This window comes from Roseococcus sp. (assembly GCF_965227005.1).
Classification (GTDB): domain Bacteria; phylum Pseudomonadota; class Alphaproteobacteria; order Acetobacterales; family Acetobacteraceae; genus Roseococcus.
This window is the reverse complement of sequence record NZ_CBDDFJ010000022.1, coordinates 1-16,486: the sequence shown is the minus strand read 5'-3', so window position 1 is coordinate 16,486 and position 16,486 is coordinate 1. Positions and strand designations below refer to the sequence as shown.

Genomic DNA, 16,486 nt, shown 5'->3' with positions numbered 1-16,486 from the left:
GCGCGGAACGTGGCCGATCCGGCCCAGCTCCGGGCGCTGACCGCCGATCTGCGCGAGGTCCTGGGCGCCGGGGCCCCCATCCTGGTGGACCAGGAGGGCGGCCGCGTCGCCCGCCTCAAGCCGCCGCACTGGCCGCAGCACCCGCCCGCCGCCCTCTTCGAGAACGGCCCGGCCCAGGCCGCGCGCGCCGAGGCCGCCGCCATTGGCGCCGAATGCCTGGCCGTGGGGCTGGACGTCGTCTGCGCCCCGCTGCTCGACCTGCGGCTGCCGGGCATGCACCGGGTCATCGGCGACCGCGCCTTCTCCGCCGATCCGGCCGAGGTCGCGCGCCTTGGTGCGGCCTGGATCGCCGGGCTGCGCGACGGCGGTGCGCTGCCCGTCATCAAGCACATCCCCGGCCATGGCCGCGCCACGCTGGACAGCCACGAGGCGCTGCCCGTGGTCGAGGCCTCGCGCGCGGAGCTGGCGCTGGATTTCGCGCCCTTCCGCGACTTGGCCGCCGACGATCTCTGGGCCATGACGGCCCATATCCTCTATCCGGCCCTGGATGCGGAGCGCTGCGCCACACTCTCGCCGTCCATCATTGACGGCGTGATCCGGGGCGAGATCGGCTTCGGCGGCTTCCTCATCTCGGACGATCTGGGGATGAAGGCGCTCAAGGGCGATTTCGGCCAGCTGGCCGGGGCCGTCATGGCCGCCGGCTGCGACGCGGCGCTGCATTGCTCCGGCATCCTGGCCGAGACGGCCGCCGTGCTGGAGGGCTGCCCCCCCCTCACGGACCAGGCACTCGGTCGTCTCGCCGCGTCCCGCGTCCCGGTCTCGGCCTGACGCCATGATGGACATGCTGCCGGAGCTCCTGGTCGCGGTGGCGGCGAGCATCATCGCCATCACCCTGCACGAGGCGGCGCATGGCTATGCCGCGCTGTGGCTCGGCGATCCCACGGCCAAGCTGATGGGCCGGCTCTCGCTCAACCCGATCCGCCATGTGGACCCGATCGGCACGCTGCTCATCCCGGGCGTCCTGCTGGTCTCCCAGCTGCTGACCCTGGGCCGGGTGGACATGATGTTCGGCTGGGCCAAGCCGGTGCCGGTGGATATGCGCAACCTGCGAAATCCGCGCAGCGGCATGATGTGGGTGGCCGCGGCAGGCCCGGTCATGAACTTCTGCCTCGCCTTCATCGCGGCGCTGCTGGTGCATCCGGCGGGGCTGATGGCCGGCTTTCTCTCGGCCGAATCGATGGCGCTGGTCTACCGGTTCCTGGGTCTGTCGATCCTCGCGAACTTGGTGCTCGGCCTGTTCAACCTCTTCCCCATCCCGCCGCTGGACGGCGGCCGCATCGTCGTCGGGCTGCTGCCCTATCGCGCGGCCCTGGCCTATGCGCGGCTTGAACGCTACGGCCTGCTGCTGGTGATCGGCCTGCTCTTCCTGCTGCCCATGGCGGTGCCGGCCTACCAGCCGATGGAGGTCTTCCTCGACTGGATCGTGCGCCCGGCCTTCGCCTTCGTCCTGCGCGCGGCGGGGCACGGCGCGGCATGAGCGTCCCGCAGGAGAGCCTGCTTCTCGACCTCGAAGGCTTCCAGGGCCCGCTCGACGTGCTGCTGGAACTCGCCCGGGCGCAGAAGGTGGATATCCGCCAGATCTCGATCCTGGCCCTGGCCGACCAGTTCATCGCCATCATCGAGGGCGCGCGCCGCATCCGGCTGGAGCTGGCCGCCGAATGGCTGGTCATGGCCGCCTGGCTCGCCTGGCTGAAGTCGCGCCTGCTGCTGCCCGAGGAGGAGCGCGGGCCGGAGGAGGAGGATCCCCTCCTGGCCGCCAGCCGCCTGACCGAGCGCCTGGCCGAGCTGGACCGCATGCGCGCCGCCGCCGTCTGGCTGGGCGCCCGCGCCCAGCTGGGGCGCGAGACCTTCGCGCGCGGCGCCCCGGAATCGCTGCGCGTGGAGGACCGCTCCGGCCTCGTGGCGGACCTCACGACCCTGCTGCGCGCCTATGCCACGGCACGCCGGCGCGGGGCGGCCGACCGCCCCTTCACGCCCAAGCCGCGCAAGCTCTGGTCCGTGGCCGAGGCCCTGGCGCGGCTGCATTCGCTGATCGGCGGGGCGCCGGGCTGGAACACGCTGTCGACCTTCCTGCCGGAGGGGATGCTGTCGCCGCTCGACCAGAAGGCGGCGCTGGCCAGCACCTTGATCGCGGCGCTCGAGGCCGCCCGCGGGGGCGGGATCGAGCTGCGGCAGGAGGGGATCTTCGCCCCCATCCTGCTGCGGACAACCGAGGGATATCAGAGACATGTCGCCTGACCATCCGTTGCCCGAGGCGATGATGCCCGAAGCCATGTTACCCGAAGCCATGACGCCCGAGATGGGTGATTTCGAGCGCGGCCTGCGCATCGCCGAGGCCCTGATCTTCGCCTCCGACCGCCCGGTTCCCGCCCTGCGCGTGCAGATGGCGCTGCCCTCGGGCGTGGAGGCCATCCCCGTGCTGACCGCGCTCGCGGCGCAGACGGCGGGCCGCGCGGTGGAGCTGGTCGAGGTCGGCGGCGGCTGGGCCTTCCGCACCGCGCTGGACCTCGCCCCGGCCATCACCCGCGTGGTCGAGGTGCCGCGGCGCCTGCCGCGCGCGGCCATGGAGGCGCTGTCCATCATCGCCTATCACCAGCCCGTGACGCGCGCCGAGATCGAGGAGATCCGCGGCGCGGCGCTGGCCCAGACGAGCCTGGACCTGCTGCTGGACGGCGGCCTGGTCACGCCGCGCGGCCGCAAGGAGACGCCGGGCCGCCCGACGCTCTGGGGCACGACGCCGCGATTCCTGGACCAGTTCGGGCTGAAGGCGCTGTCGGAGCTGCCGCGCAAGGAGGAGCTGGTCTCCTCCGACCTGTCGACGATCGAGCTCGGCGCGCGCGACGGCGCGCCGCCGCTGATCGAGGATCACGCGGCGTAGTTTTCCGTCTTCAGCCGCCGGACACGGCCGCCGGCCGCCTGCACCCCCGCGGGCGAAGGCGCAGGTTGCTCGGCGGGGTCATCCCATCCTGACGAGGTTCTGGTTCGGCAACGGTCCGCCGGGAAATTGCGCGAGCTTGCCGCCGATCGCGAGTGAACCGAGATCGATCCCCGCAAAGCCGAGGCGCTCGATCAACGCGCCGACCTCCGCCTTCGCGGCGCTGTCATCGCCGGAATAGAACAGCACGCGACGGCCGCCATCCGCATGCGGATCGCTCGCCAACACGTCCGCCCTTAGATGGTTGAAGGCCTTCACGAGGCGCGCGCCGGTAACCAGGCCGGCGACCACCTGGCTTGAGACAAGGCCGTGCAGATCCGTCGGCTTGAAGAGCGGCGATTCGACGGGATTGTTGGCGTCGATGACGATCCGTCCTCCCCAGGCCGGCAGGCCCGCCACGGCCTCCGGCAGCTTTGACCAGTTGACCGCGATCAGGACGATGTCGGCGCTGGCGGCCTGCTCGCGCGTTCCGGCCTTGATGGTCGGACCCAGGGCTGCGACGGATGCCTCGAGCGAGGAAGGCCCTCGGCTGTTGGCGATCGTCGCGGCGATTCCGGCCCGCGACAGCGTCTTTGCGACCGCGAGGCCGATATTGCCCGCCCCGATGATACCGATGCTCATGATCATGCCTCCTGTTGGGCGATGCTTCACGCCTTCGGTGTGGCGGGAAGCGCACCGAGCTGCTGCATGAGGGAGAAGAGGTTGGCCACGCCCCAGTGCTCGGCGATCTTGCCGTCGCGCACCCGCATGACATCCACGGTCTCGAACTGGATCTTGCGGCGGGTTGGCGCAATGCCGAAGAACGCGCCTTCATGCGTGCCGTGATAGGTCTTGTAGGTCGTCACCCGGTCGCCATCGGCAAGCTGCCAGTGGATGTCCGCATGGAAGTCCGGGAACGCGGCGCGCAGAACCTTGTAGAGTTCGCGCGCACCGGCCTTATCGGCCGTGCGCCCCGGTTACGGGGTGTGGTCGAGAAAATCGTCGGCGAATAATTCCTCGAACACGTCGAAATTGCCGCGGCCCTGCACTTCCTCGGTGTTCCGCCGAACGACCGCTTTCGCGGCTTCGCTTAGGTTGGTCATGGTCATGACATCCTCTGTGATAAATGATGGGGGCGCCGCGCGCGGCGAGTTCAGGCGCCAACGCCTGCCTTCTGACCGAGAAGCTGCAGTTCCCAGGCGAAGGAGGTGCCCGTAGCGCCCGTGTGGGGCAGAACCGTTTCCCCGAGAGCCATCGCGGAATCCTGACGGGCCCAGTCGCGCTGCCATTCGCTTGCGACCGCCAGCCAGGTTATCGGCATCACGCCCGCCATCATCATGCGGCGAATGCCCATGTCGTGCGCCTCGGCGCTGACGCCTCCCGACGCGTCGGTGACGGCGTAGACGTCATAGCCTTCGCCGACGGCCTGGATCGATGGCATGGCGAGGCAGATTTCCGTCCAGAGCGCTGCCATCACCAGCTTCTTGCGCCCGGTCTTCTTCACCGCGTCGACGACCCGCGCATCTTCCCAGGTGTTGATCCAGGTACGGTCGATCGGCTTCTGATCCGGGAAGACGTCCTGCAATCCCTTGATGAGCTTGCCGCCGCGATCCTCCACGACGGTGGTCAGGATCGTCGGGACGTTGAAAACCTTCGCCGCCTTCGCAAGGCCGATGACGTTGTTCACGATCATCATCGGCTCATGGCTGTGCAGATTGGCGAACTGGAAGGGCTGGTGATCGATGAGAATCAGAACTGATTCTTGCGGGGTGAGGAGGGCGCCGAGGCCATTCCTGGGGGCAGTCGTCATGGTCATGTCCGTCATTCCCTGTGATTGCGCAGTGGATAATGCGGATAAATTCCCCTAAGATTAGCCGCTAATAAATGGAATATCTTTCAAGCATTCATTGAAGGAAATGCTCTGGAAACGCTCGCCAACCTGGAATCCTTCGTCCGCAGCGCTGAAACCGCCAGCTTTTCAGCCGCGGCCCGGCGGCTGGCCCTCACGCCGGCCGCCGTCAGCCGGAACGTGGCAATGCTGGAACGCAATCTCAGCGTCCGGCTCTTCCACCGCAGCACGCGCAAGCTGACGCTCACGGACGCGGGGGAGCGGTTCCTTCTGGCCATCAGGGGCAATCTGGAAGGACTTCAGCAGGCCATTTCGGGCATGGCGACGGACGGGGACGAGCCGGCGGGCGTCCTCAAGGTGAGCATGGGCCTCAACTTCGGCGCGGATTATATCCTTCCGCTGCTGCCAGCATTCCGGGCCCGCTACCCGAATGTTCGGCCCGACTGGCAATTCACCACGCGCCAGGTCGATCTGATCGCCGAGGGATACGATGCCGCGATTGGGGGCGGCATCGAATGGGGGCCGGGCGTCGTCTCGCGCACGCTTGCGCCGCTGCACCTGATCGCGGTGGCCTCACCCGAATATCTCAGGGATCGCACGCCGCCGACCGACCCCGCCGGGCTCGCGGCCTATGATGGAATCGCATGGCGCTCGTCACGCACCGGCCGGATTCGCGAGCGCATCATGCGCAATGCGGCCGGCGTTGAAATTCCCGTGAAGCTGGCGGAGACGATCGTCCTCGACGACCCCGAAGCGACCTGCCGGGCGGCCCTGCTCGGTCTTGGTGTGACGTTGATCGCGGTGTGCCACGCACTCCCGTATTTGGAACGGGGTTCGCTCGTGCGCCTCGTCCCCCAATGGTACAGCGATGGCGGGCCGATCTCCATCTACTACGCGAGCCGCACGCTGCTGCCGGCGAAGACGCGGGCCTTCGTCGATTTTGTTGCCGAGGCGTTCAGGCATGGCCGTCTGGCCGAGCGCTTTGCCGGTAGCCTGGGCTAGAGTTCAAAGGCACTCCGCGGCGGGATTTCCATAGGGGTAGTGCCCCCTTTGGCGGTTGGGTGGAGATGGACATCCCTCCACCCCGCCCGCAAAAGGCGGCATGAGCCTTCGTCTCACCGATATCCGCCATGCCTTCGGTCCGCGCGAGATCCTTCGCGGCGTCGATCTGGAGGTCGCGCGCGGCGAGATCCTCTGCCTCCTCGGCCCCTCCGGCGATGGCAAGACCACGCTGCTGCGCCTGATCGCCGGGCTGGAACCCTTGCAGCACGGCCGCATCGAGCTCGACGGCGCGCTCCTGGCCGAGCCGGGGCGCGAGGCGCCGCCCGAGGCGCGGCATGTCGGCTTCGTCTTCCAGGATTACGCGCTCTTTCCGCATCTGACGGTGGGCGACAACGTGGCCTTCGGCCTGCGCCGGATCCCGCGCGCCGAGCGCGGCGGCCTCGTCGCCGAGGCGCTGGAGCGGGTGGGCCTCGCCGGCCATGTCGCCGCCTGGCCGCATCAGCTCTCGGGCGGGCAGCAGCAGCGGGTGGCCCTGGCCCGCGCTTTGGCCCCCAGGCCGCGCATCCTGCTGCTCGACGAGGCCTTCGCCAGCCTCGACGCCCGCCTGCGCGAGCAGGTGCGCGAGGACACCCTGCGCGTCCTCCGGCAGGCGGATATCCCGGCCCTCGTCGTCACCCATGACGCCGAGGAGGCCATGGTCCTGGCCGACCGCATCGCCCTGATCCGCGAGGGGCGGGTGGCGCAGCTCGGCACGCCGGAGGAGCTGTATCTCCATCCGGTCGACCCCTTCGTCGCCAGCTTCCTCGGCGAGGTGAACCGGCTGCCCGCGCGCATCGGCAACGGCATGGCGAGCGGCGCGCTGGGCGTCATCCCCGCGCCGGGCCTGGCGGAGGGGCCCGGCGAGATCCTGCTGCGCCCCGAGGGCGTGCGCATCCTGCCGGCCGGGCAGGGGGCGCCGGCCGAGGTGCAGTCCTGCCGGATGCTCGGCGCCCATTACCGCGCCTGGCTCGCGCTGGAAGGCGGGCTGCGGCTGCAGGCGCATCTGCCGCCGGGGGTGCGGCTGATGCGCGGCCAAAGGGTCGGACTGGCCCTCGATCCCGAGCGGGCCTTCGCTTTTACGGCCATGCAGGGTGCAACCGGGGCTCTGAACGCCTAACTACCGTCGGTGCCACATTGGCGGCGCGCCGGACCCCTGGTATCCAGGACCGATACGCCTGTTTGCGCATTGGGGATGTAATGCTCGACCTCGCCTGGTCCGAGATCATGTTGGTCGCCGTCGTGGCGCTGGTGGTGATTGGTCCGAAGGACCTGCCCGGCGCGATTCGCGGCGTGGCGGATCTCATCAAGAAGGGCAAGAAGCAGCTGGCCCAGTTCCAGCAGCAGGCCGACGAGCTCGTCCGCGAGGCCAAGCTCGAGGATGTCCGCAATCAGATCGCCGATGTGAAGGGCGCGCTGAAGGAGATCCGCAGCTTCGACCTGAAGGGCCATATCGAGAAGGCCGTCGATTCCGACGGCACCCTCGCCAAGACCTTCAACGACAGCCCGATCAGCTCGACCCCCGCCTGGAAGCCGCCGCCGACCGCGGCCGACACGCCCGATGCGCCGGCGATGATCCCGCCGCAGACCATGGCGCCCTATAAGGCGCCCGAGCCGGAGCCGCAGCCCGAGGCGCCCTCCTTCCTGCCGCCGTCCACGCCCGCGCCGCTGAACCTGACCGTGCCCAAGCCCGAGCCCGTCGTGGAAGCGACGGTCCCGGAAGCGGCCGTTGTGGACGCGCCGGTCGAGCCGACGCCTGCCCCCGTCACGTCCGCCGCGGCGCTCGCTCCCGCCGACGCGGCCAAGATCGTCTGAGGCCCCCCGTGTCCACCACCGCCGAAGACGAAGATCCCATCAACGACAAGCCGATGCCCCTCATCGACCACCTGATGGAGCTGCGTAAGCGGCTCCTGTGGTCGGCCATCGCTTTCGCCCTGTCCTTCGCCGTCTGCTACTACTTCTCCCAGCAGATCTACGGCTTCCTGGCGCGCCCCCTGGCCACCATCCTGCAGGAGCAGGGCGGCGGCGACCGGCGGATGATCTTCACCGCGCTCTACGAGGCCTTCTTCACCTATCTGAAGGTGGCCTTCTTCGGCGCCGTGTTCTTCTCCTTCCCGATCTGGGCGACGCAGCTCTGGCTCTTCATCGCGCCGGGCCTCTATCGCTCCGAGAAGCGGGCGGTGACACCCTTCCTCGTCGCCTCGCCCATCCTGTTCCTGGCGGGCGCGGCGCTGGCCTATTACTTCATCTTCCCGCTCGCTTGGCACTTCTTCATCAGCTTCGAGACGCCGGCCGGCGCGGGCTCCGTGCCGATCCAGCTGGAGGCGAAGGTCAGCGAGTATCTCTCGCTGGTCATGCACATGATCCTGGCTTTCGGCATCGCCTTCCAGATGCCGGTGGCGCTGGTGCTGCTGTGCCGGGTCGGCATCCTCAACGTGGCGACGCTGCGCAAGGGCCGGCGCTATGCCATCGTGGGCATGTTCGCGCTCGCGGCCATCATCACCCCGCCGGACGTCATCAGCCAGGTCGGCCTCGCCGTGCCGCTGATCGTGCTCTACGAGCTGTCGATCCTCTTCGCCGCCTGGATCGTGCCGAAGCCGCCGGAAGAAGACACGAAATGATCCCCCTCCGCGACCGATCTTGACCCTGCGCCGCACGGATTGAGCGGCCCTCCCGCGAGGGAGGGCCAGGATGGCTCCCATGGGCCTTGATTGACGGGCTGCCGAAGCTGCCATAACGGCGCAGCCCCCTGGATCGGTGATCTGAACATGCATGACATTCGAGTGGTCCGCGCCGATGCGGCCGGTTTCGATGCGGCCATGGCGCGGCGGGGCCTCGAGCCCCAGTCGGCCGGCATCCTCGCGCTGGACGAGGCGCGCCGCGCCGCCATCGCGCTGACCGAGGGCGCGCAGGCCACGCGCAACACCCTCTCGCGCGAGATCGGCGCGGCCATGAAGCGCGGCGACAAGGAAACGGCCGACCGCCTCAAGGCCGAGGTCGCGGCGGCCGTCGCCGCGGCCGAGGGGGCCGAGGTCGACGCCAAGGAGGCCGCCGTCGCCGAGGCGCTGGGCGTCCTGCCCAACCTCCTCGACCCCGAGGTGCCCGAGGGCCGCGACGAGACCGACAACGTCGTGATGCACCAGCATGGCGAGCCGGGCCGCCCGAACTTCGAGGCGAAGCAGCATTTCGAGCTCGGCGAGGCGCTCGGCCTCATGGACTTTGCCTCGGCGGCCAAGCTCGCCGGTTCGCGCTTCACCGTGCTGCGCGGCGCGCTGGCCCGGCTGGAGCGCGCGCTCGGCCAGTGGATGCTGACCCTGCACACCGAGCAGCACGGCTACATCGAGACGGCCGTGCCCTATCTCGTGAACGCCGCCACCATGTACGGCACGGGCCAGCTGCCCAAGTTCGAGGAAGACCTCTTCAAGACGACGGATGGCCGCTACCTCATCCCGACCGCCGAGGTGCCGCTGACCAACCTCGTCCGCGACGAGATCCTGGCCGAGACGGCGCTGCCGCTGCGCTTCACCGCGCTCTCGCCCAGCTTCCGCAGCGAGGCCGGCAGCGCGGGGCGCGACACGCGCGGCATGCTGCGCCAGCACCAGTTCCATAAGGTCGAGCTGGTTTCCGTCGTGAAGCCCGAGGAGAGCGACGCCGAGCACGAGCGCATGACCCAATGCGCCGAGGGCGTGCTGACCGCCCTCGGCCTCACCTGGCGCCGCGTCTTCCTCTGCGCCGGCGATACGGGTTTTGGCGCGGCGCGGACCTACGACCTCGAGGTCTGGCTGCCCGGCCAGCAGGCCTGGCGTGAGATCTCCTCCTGCTCCAACTGCCGCGACTTCCAGGCGCGCCGGATGAAGGCGCGCTACCGCCGCGGCAAGGACAATGTGCTCGTCCACACGCTGAACGGCTCGGGCGTGGCGGTCGGCCGCGCGCTGATCGCCGTCCTGGAGACGCACCAGCAGGAGGATGGCAGCATCCTCGTCCCCGAGGTTCTGCGGCCCTGGATGGGCACGGAACGGATTTCGGCCGCCGTTTAGGAGCGGTTGCGGACGGCCGGCAGCAGCCTGAGGAAGCTCACGAGGCTTCCCAGCGCGGCCGCCCCGCAGCCCACCCAGAGCGCCAGCACCGCGCCGTGGACCGGCGCGAGGGACAGGCACAAGGCCACGATCGCCGCGCCGATGGCCTGGCCGAGCAGGCGCGAGGTCGCGACGATGCCGCTGGCCCCGCCGCTGCGCTCGCGCGGGGCGCTGGCCATGATCGCGCGCATATTGGGCGACTGGAAGAACCCGAAGCCGACGCCGCAGAGCGCGAGGCGCCAGCCGATGTCCCACGGGCTGGCACCGGCTGGCAGCAGGGCCACGCTCGCTAACCCCGCCATGAGCGCGAGCAGCCCGCATCCGCCGAGAATGCCCGGCGAATAGCGGTCGCCCATCGGCGCGGCGACGAGGGCCATGACGGCGAGGGCCGCCGGCCAGGGCGTGATGAGCAGGCCCGTCTCGGCCTGGCTGAATCCCAGGCCGTCATGCAGCAGGAAGGGAAGGGCGACGAAGGCCAGGCCCTGCACCGTGAAGGCGCAGATCGAGGTGGCCGAGGAGAGCGCGAAAAGCGGGATCCGGAACAGGTCCATCGCCAGGATGGGGGCGGGCCGTCCGGCCTCGCGGTGCAGCAGGGCCCAGCCGCAGCCCAGGGCGATTAGCCAGGCGGCCAGGATCGCCGGCCAGGCGAAGCGGTGCGCCACGCCGGCGAGCCCGAAGACGGTGAGGGCGAAGAGCGCGGCGCAAAGCGCGGCCGCGACACCGTCGAAGCGATGCGCGCTGCGCGTCGTCGCCGGCAGGCAGCGCAGCGACAGCAGGCAGGCCAGCAGACTGAAGGGCAGGGGGACCAGATAGAGCCACGGCCAGCTCGCCACCGACAGCACGAGAGAGGCGATGGTCGGCCCCGCCGTGAAGGCGACGCCCACGACCAGCACATAGAGCCCCAGCCCGCGCCCCAGCTGCTGCGGCGGATAGATGTAGCGGATCAGCGCCGGGGTCACGGCCGAGATGGCGGCCGTCCCGAGCCCGAGCAGCGCGCGCGAGACCACCAGCGAAGGCAGCGACCAAGCCATTCCGCAGCACAGCGCGCCGGCGAGGAACAGCATCTGCCCGGCCAGGAAGACGCGCCGGTGGCCGAAGATCTCGCCCATCGCCGCGAAGGGCAGCAGCGAGGCGACGACGACGAGGTAATAGGCGTTCACCACCCAGATGGAGGTCGCGCTGCTCGCGCCGATGTCCCGCGCGATGGTCGGCAAGGCGGTGCTGGTCAGCGAGATGTCGAGGGTGGAGATGATCACGGGGATGAGAACGGCCAGGATCATCAGCAGGTGATCCCGTCGCGGGGGCGTCTGGTCCTGGGGGGAGCTCATCACCTGCGCCTTTGATCCGCGAAGACCTGCATCGCGGCCGAAGGCGACGAATGTCGGTTCCTGTCCCGAATCAGTAGCCCCGCGGCGCGCCGAAGGAAATCTCCGCCCGGAAGGTCGGTGACAGCCGATAGTGCATGCCCTCCAGGATCGCGATGTAGGAGGCCATGCCCACCGTGAAGGCCGAGGTCCGGTTCCACGCGCCTAGCCCTGTGCTCGGACCCAGGCTTCGGGGCGATGGCGTCACGCTGGCATGGACGTCTCGGCCGCGAAGGAAACGCTCCTGCCCCGACCCGATGGGCTGACTTCCTCGCCGAGCCTGCCTAGGATGGATCGCAAATGAAACGGAACGTCCTGTGAGCACCCATCAGACGGCGTTGAAGTCCCCGGCGGCCTCCCAGGCGGGTGGCACCACTTTCGCGATCCTCCTGTCCCTCAGCTTCTGCCATTTGCTGAACGACATGATGCAGTCGCTGGTCCCGGCGATCTATCCGATCCTCAAGGAGGCCTATTCGCTCGATTTCGCGCAGATCGGGCTGATCACCCTGGCCTTCCAGTGCACGGCCTCGCTCTTCCAGCCTCTGGTCGGCATCTACACCGACAAGCGGCCCATGCCCTATTCCCTGCCCATCGGCATGACCTCGACCCTGCTTGGGCTGCTGCTGATGGCGAATGCGCATTCCTATCCGGTCATCCTGACGGCGGCGGCGATGATCGGTCTGGGATCCTCGGTCTTCCACCCGGAGGCCTCGCGCGTGGCGCGGCTCGCTTCGGGCGGGCGCTACGGCTTCGCCCAGTCGCTCTTCCAGGTGGGCGGCAACACCGGCTCGGCGATCGGCCCGCTGCTGGCCGCCTTCGTGGTGGTGCCGCATGGGCAGCGGAGCCTGGTCTGGTTCTCGGCCGCGGCGCTGCTGGCCATGCTGATCCTGGTGCAGGTGGGCTCGTGGTACGGGCGCAACCGCGTCGCCCGGACGCCCGTGCGCAAGGCGGGCGCGGCCGCCGGCCATGGGCTCTCGCGCGGCCGGGTGGCGGTGGCGATCCTCGTGCTGGTGGCGCTGCTCTTCTCGAAGAACGTCTATACGGCGAGCCTCAATTCCTACTTCACCTTCTACCTGATCGAGCGTTTCGCCGTGCCGGTGCAGACGGCGCAGATCATCCTCTTCCTCTTCCTGGGCTCGCTGGCGGCGGGGCTGATGATCGGCGGCATCGTGGGCGACCGGGTGGGGCGGCTGCCCATCATCTGGTTCTCCATCCTTGGCGCGCTGCCCTTCACCCTGGCGCTGCCCTTCGCGAACCTCTTCTGGACCGTGGTGCTGGCGGTGACGATCGGGCTCATCATGAGCTCGGCCTTCGCGGCGATCCTGATCTATGCGCAGGACCTGGTGCCGGGGCGGGTGGGCCTCGTGGCCGGCATGTTCTTCGGCTTCTCCTTCGGCCTGGGCGGGCTGGGCGCGGCGGCGCTGGGCGAGCTGGCGGACCGGACGAGCATCACGACGGTCTATGCCGTCTGCGCCTATCTTCCCTTGCTGGGCCTGCTCACGGTCTTCCTCCCCAAGCTGCCGGAGCGCTGAGATGACGACCGTTCCCCTCTGGACCGATGCCCAGGCCGAGGCCGATCCGCGAGTGAAGGCCGTCTTCGACGACATCCGGGCCACGCGGCGCTCGGATTTCGTCAACAACTTCTGGCGCGCCCTCGCCAATCAGCCCGCCGTGCTGGAACGCACATGGGCCTCGCTCAAGGAGGTGATGGTCGCGCCGGGCGCGCTCGATCCGCTGACGCGCGAGCTGGTCTATATCGCCGTCTCGGTCGCGAATGGCTGCAGCTACTGCGTCCATTCCCACACGGCGGCGGCGCGGGCCAAGGGCATGAGCGAGGCCCAGCACGCGGACCTGCTCTCGGTGATCGCCATGGCGTCGCAGACCAATGCCCTGGCGACGGCGCTGCAGGTGCCCGTCGATCCGGTCTTTGCCGTCGGCTGATCAGCCTTCCAGCGGCACGATCCGGAACCCTTCGCCGTCCTGGGCGACGCGGCCGAAGCCCGTGACGTGGCTGCCGCCGATGATCCATCCTTCGCTGGCGGCACGGGCGAGAACGCTGCGCCGCGTTCGCGCGGCCATGACGGGATCGAGATCGAAGATGAGCCCCGCGCCGGGATCGCGCGCCTGCAGATGCGTGAGGTGAAGCGCATCCGCCCAGAGCAGCAGCTTCGTCTCGCCCTGCGTCAGCAGATACCCGCCCTGGCCCGGCGTGTGGCCCGGCAAGGCCAGGAGTTCGATCCCCGGCGCGAATTCACCGAAGGGCAGCGGGCGCAGCCGGTCGCCATAGGCGGCGATCAGCCTGGCGGTGATCGTGAAACCGCTGCGCCGCTTTTCGGGCAGGGCGAGGCGTTCCGTCTCATTGGTGAGGAAAGCGAGCTCGGCGGCCGGAAGCAGGATCTCGGCGCGCGGGAAAAACGGCGCATCGGAATCGTCGAGCAGGCCCAGCGCATGGTCGCCATGGACATGCGTCAGCAGCACCTGGTCGACATCTCCCGCCGCCACGCCGATGTCGCGCATCGCCTGCCGGGCATGGCCCAGATGCGGCCCCCAGTGCGATCCCGTTCCCGCATCGATCAAGGCGGTGCCGGAAGGGCCGCGCAGGAGAAAGACATTCACGTCGAAGCTGAGCGGCCGATCGCCCCAGGCCTCGAGCGCGCGGGCCCGGGCCTCCTCGCCGTCGCAATGGGCGAGGGCCTCGCGGCCGGTCTCGAAGATGCCGTCGATCAGCGTATCGATCCGGGTCGCGCCGAGATGGAAAGGGGGAGTTGTCATTCTTCTCGATCCTAAACCGGCAGCCGCAGCCGCGCCCGCAAACCGCCCATCGGGCTCTCCTCCAGCAGGATTTCGCCGCCATGCGCGCGCACGATGTCGCGCGCGATGGCCAGCCCCAGCCCCGTCCCAGTGGCCGAGCCGCTGCTGAAGGGGCGGAAGGCATCCGCGCGCTCGGCGGCGGGGATGCCGGGGCCGTCGTCATCCACCGTCAGCTCGGCCCAGCTCCGGCCGGCCTCCTGCATCGGCGCCACGCCGATGGCGATGCGCCGCGCGTGGCGGCGGGCATTGTCGAGCAGATTGCCCAAAGCGCGCTTCAGCGCATCGGCGCGCAGCGGCAGCACCAGCGATTCGGGCGCGTCCACCTCCACCGCCGCCCCGCTGCGCCGCGCCTTGGCCGCGATGTCCTCCACGAGGTCCACGAGATCGGCGGGGCGCGGCGCCTCGGTGCGCTCGCCGCGGGCGAAGGCGAGATAGCTCTCCACCATCCGCTCCATCTCCTCGAGGTCCTGGTTGAGGGCGTCCACGTCCTCCGCCGTCTCGGAGGTGCTGGGGAACATGGCGATGGCCAGGCGCATGCGGGTGAGCGGCGTGCGCAGGTCGTGGCTGATGCCGGCCAGCATCTCGGTGCGCTGGTTCACGAAGCGCAGGATGCGCTCCTGCATGGCGTTGAAGGCCAGCGCCGCCTGACGCACCTCGCGCGCGCCCTCGGGCTTCATCGGGCCGGTCTCGCGGCCGAGGCCGAAGGATTCCGCGGCCTCACCCAGGCGGCGGATCGCGCGCACCTGGTTCTTCATGAACAGCACCGCGATGCCGGACAGCAGCAGCGCCGAGCCCACCAGCCAGAGCACGAAGACATAGAGCGTGGTGGTGAACAGCCGCTTGCGCGGCGCCTCGACGCTGAGGATGCCGGTTGCCGTCTGCACGCGGATGACGATGGATTGCGCGTCGCTCTGCCAATCGGCGTCGAAGACGAAGCTCATGCGCTCGCGCAGCGCGTTGTTGAGGTCCTCCTCCAGCGGCAGGAAGGGGTTCCAGGCCGGGCGCGTGGGCGGGACGCCGAGATGGCCGCCGGGCTCGAAGCTGAGCGAGACGCCCAGGCGCCAATTGCCCTCGCGCAGGATTTCGGGCCGCATGGCCGGCGGCACGCTGTCGACGAGGCTGGCCACGAAGGCCACGTCGCCCGCCACGCCCGCCGTCAGCCGGCGCGAGATCACGTCGAGATGCCCACCGTAGAAGAGCTGCAGCGCCACCCCCTGCACGACCACCAGCGGCAGCAGCATGATGATCAGCGTGCGCGCCAGCAGCCCGCGCGGCAAAAGGCCGCTGAGGTGACGAAGGACCGACTTGTCGGGGCGTTTCACCTCGGGGCCTTCAAGGGCCGGGTCTCAGCACATAGCCCTTGTGCCGGATGGTGTGCAGGAAGCGCGGCTCGCGCGGGTCGGATTCGATCTTGCGGCGCAGGCGCGTGACCTGCACGTCCACGCTCCGCTCGCCGGCATCGGGCGTACCGAGGGCGACGGCGATGTCCTCGCGCGAGAGCACCTCGCCGGCACGGCGGGCCAGCGCGGTGAGCAGCGCGGCCTCGCCGCCCGTGAGGCGCTGCGTGCCTTCGGGGCCGCGCAGCTCGCAGCGCTCGGCATCGAACCAGCGCGGGCCGAGCTGGATGGGGCCGGAGGGCATGGGCGAGGCCGAAGGCGCGGGGGCGGCGCGCCGCAGGATCGTGCGGATGCGCAGCGCCAGCTCGCGCGGGTCGAAGGGCTTGGCGAGATAGTCGTCCGCGCCGTGCTCGAAACCGGCCACGCGGTCATCGGGGTCGCCACGGGCGGTGAGCATCAGGATGGGCGTGTCATGCCCGTCGCGGCGTAGGCCCTCGGCCAGCTGCAGCCCGGTCTCGCCCGGCATCATGACGTCGAGCACCAGCAGGTCGAAGGCCATGGCGCCGATCGCCGCCCGCGCCTCGGCCGCATCGCCCGCGACGGCGACGCGGTGGCCCTGTTCGGCCAGGAAGCGCTGGAGCAAGGCGCGCAGCCGCGCGTCGTCGTCGACGACCAGGATGTCCGCGGTGAGGTCGGCCATGGTGGCGCTCCGTTCAGGCCCCGCCGGCGCTGGCCGGGCGGGTCGCGGGGTTGGGCGAGAAGGGAGGCGTCGTGCGGCCGGGTGCCGCGGATTTCTCCAGCGCCTCGAACTGGGCGCGGGCCTCGGGCCCCATCAGACCGCGCATGACCTGGCGGAAGCCCTCGACCGCGAGCGGTCCGGCCTCGCGATAGGCCCGCAGCACCCATTCGCGCTGGGCGGCGAAGAGGCGGCGTTCCAGCTCGTCGCCCTTCTCGGTGAGGGTGAGCAGGCGCTGGCGCTTGTCCTTGAGGCCGGGTGCCTGGTGTACGTAGCCCGCCTCGATCATCGGCTGCAGCAC

The 16,486-nt window shown here is 69.8% G+C and carries 18 protein-coding genes and 2 pseudogenes; 11 read left to right on the top strand and 9 right to left on the bottom strand.

What is annotated here, in order from left to right; genetic code table 11:
• The 4 genes from ACO057_RS12680 to scpB all read left to right on the top strand — a co-directional run.
• Positions 1-828 (top strand): glycoside hydrolase family 3 N-terminal domain-containing protein (locus ACO057_RS12680; RefSeq protein ID WP_421992231.1); only part of this gene is annotated, 828 nt, incomplete at its 5' end.
• A gap of 4 nt (positions 829-832) precedes the next feature.
• Positions 833-1,537, top strand: a complete 705-nt coding sequence (locus ACO057_RS12675; RefSeq protein ID WP_421992229.1) for a site-2 protease family protein — start codon at positions 833-835, stop codon at positions 1,535-1,537.
• On the top strand, positions 1,534-2,298 hold the full coding sequence (locus ACO057_RS12670; RefSeq protein WP_421992227.1) for a segregation and condensation protein A: 765 nt from the start codon (positions 1,534-1,536) through the stop codon (positions 2,296-2,298). Before ACO057_RS12675 ends, ACO057_RS12670 begins: the two co-directional genes overlap by 4 nt.
• Positions 2,288-2,938, top strand: coding sequence for an SMC-Scp complex subunit ScpB (gene scpB / locus ACO057_RS12665; RefSeq protein WP_421992225.1), 651 nt, complete (start codon positions 2,288-2,290; stop codon positions 2,936-2,938). Before ACO057_RS12670 ends, scpB begins: the two co-directional genes overlap by 11 nt.
• Before the next feature lie 78 nt (positions 2,939-3,016).
• On the opposite strand, the gene ACO057_RS12660 is transcribed toward scpB, so the two are convergent.
• The 4 genes and pseudogenes from ACO057_RS12660 to ACO057_RS12645 all read right to left on the bottom strand — a co-directional run bounded on the left by ACO057_RS12660 (position 3,017) and on the right by ACO057_RS12645 (position 4,790).
• Positions 3,017-3,616 (bottom strand): NADPH-dependent F420 reductase, encoded by a 600-nt coding sequence (locus ACO057_RS12660; RefSeq protein ID WP_421992223.1) that lies wholly within the window; start codon positions 3,614-3,616, stop codon positions 3,017-3,019.
• A 26-nt stretch (positions 3,617-3,642) separates the two neighbouring features.
• Positions 3,643-3,927, bottom strand: a pseudogene (locus tag ACO057_RS12655) (ester cyclase); the annotation flags it as partial.
• A gap of 24 nt (positions 3,928-3,951) precedes the next feature.
• Positions 3,952-4,083, bottom strand: coding sequence for a hypothetical protein (locus ACO057_RS12650; protein WP_421992221.1), 132 nt, complete (start codon positions 4,081-4,083; stop codon positions 3,952-3,954).
• A 44-nt stretch (positions 4,084-4,127) separates the two neighbouring features.
• Positions 4,128-4,790, bottom strand: coding sequence for a hydrolase (locus ACO057_RS12645; protein ID WP_421992219.1), 663 nt, complete (start codon positions 4,788-4,790; stop codon positions 4,128-4,130).
• Positions 4,791-4,832: 42 nt separating this feature from the next.
• Here ACO057_RS12645 and ACO057_RS12640 point away from each other — a divergent pair, with 42 nt between their 5' ends.
• The 5 genes from ACO057_RS12640 to serS all read left to right on the top strand — a co-directional run bounded on the left by ACO057_RS12640 (position 4,833) and on the right by serS (position 9,898).
• On the top strand, positions 4,833-5,825 hold the full coding sequence (locus ACO057_RS12640; protein ID WP_421992235.1) for a LysR family transcriptional regulator: 993 nt from the start codon (positions 4,833-4,835) through the stop codon (positions 5,823-5,825).
• Positions 5,826-5,925: 100 nt separating this feature from the next.
• Complete coding sequence (locus ACO057_RS12635) at positions 5,926-6,981, top strand: ABC transporter ATP-binding protein (RefSeq protein WP_421992217.1); 1,056 nt, start codon at positions 5,926-5,928, stop codon at positions 6,979-6,981.
• 80 nt (positions 6,982-7,061) lie between these two features.
• Entirely contained in the window at positions 7,062-7,676 is a 615-nt protein-coding gene (gene tatB, locus ACO057_RS12630; protein WP_421992215.1) for a Sec-independent protein translocase protein TatB, read from the top strand.
• Positions 7,677-7,729: 53 nt separating this feature from the next.
• Positions 7,730-8,482 (top strand): twin-arginine translocase subunit TatC, encoded by a 753-nt coding sequence (gene tatC / locus ACO057_RS12625; protein WP_421992233.1) that lies wholly within the window; start codon positions 7,730-7,732, stop codon positions 8,480-8,482.
• Positions 8,483-8,629: 147 nt separating this feature from the next.
• Positions 8,630-9,898 carry a serine--tRNA ligase gene (gene serS, locus ACO057_RS12620; RefSeq protein WP_421992213.1) on the top strand — a complete coding sequence of 423 codons (1,269 nt, stop codon included), beginning with the start codon at positions 8,630-8,632 and terminating at the stop codon, positions 9,896-9,898.
• On the opposite strand, the gene ACO057_RS12615 is transcribed toward serS, so the two are convergent.
• Complete coding sequence (locus tag ACO057_RS12615; RefSeq protein ID WP_421992211.1) at positions 9,895-11,265, bottom strand: MFS transporter; 1,371 nt, start codon at positions 11,263-11,265, stop codon at positions 9,895-9,897. The two genes, serS and ACO057_RS12615, sit on opposite strands and share 4 nt — an antisense overlap.
• A gap of 353 nt (positions 11,266-11,618) precedes the next feature.
• Between ACO057_RS12615 and ACO057_RS12610 the strand changes: the two genes are divergently transcribed.
• Together ACO057_RS12610 and ACO057_RS12605 are read left to right on the top strand one after the other, a co-directional pair.
• On the top strand, positions 11,619-12,833 hold the full coding sequence (locus tag ACO057_RS12610) for an MFS transporter (protein ID WP_421992208.1): 1,215 nt from the start codon (positions 11,619-11,621) through the stop codon (positions 12,831-12,833).
• Between the two features lies 1 nt (position 12,834).
• Positions 12,835-13,242, top strand: coding sequence for a carboxymuconolactone decarboxylase family protein (locus ACO057_RS12605; protein ID WP_421992206.1), 408 nt, complete (start codon positions 12,835-12,837; stop codon positions 13,240-13,242).
• Here the strand turns inward: ACO057_RS12605 and aidB are convergent, their stop codons facing one another.
• From aidB to ACO057_RS12585, 4 genes and pseudogenes are all read right to left on the bottom strand, one after another.
• Positions 13,243-14,073, bottom strand: coding sequence for an AidB family quorum-quenching N-acyl homoserine lactonase (aidB, locus tag ACO057_RS12600; RefSeq protein WP_421992204.1), 831 nt, complete (start codon positions 14,071-14,073; stop codon positions 13,243-13,245).
• 11 nt (positions 14,074-14,084) lie between these two features.
• The gene (locus ACO057_RS12595) at positions 14,085-15,434 is read right to left on the bottom strand and encodes an ATP-binding protein (protein WP_421992202.1); all 1,350 of its coding nucleotides are present in this window, start codon (positions 15,432-15,434) and stop codon (positions 14,085-14,087) included.
• 10 nt (positions 15,435-15,444) lie between these two features.
• On the bottom strand, positions 15,445-16,149 hold the full coding sequence (locus ACO057_RS12590; protein WP_421992200.1) for a response regulator: 705 nt from the start codon (positions 16,147-16,149) through the stop codon (positions 15,445-15,447).
• A gap of 13 nt (positions 16,150-16,162) precedes the next feature.
• Positions 16,163-16,486, bottom strand: a pseudogene (locus ACO057_RS12585) (hypothetical protein); the annotation flags it as partial.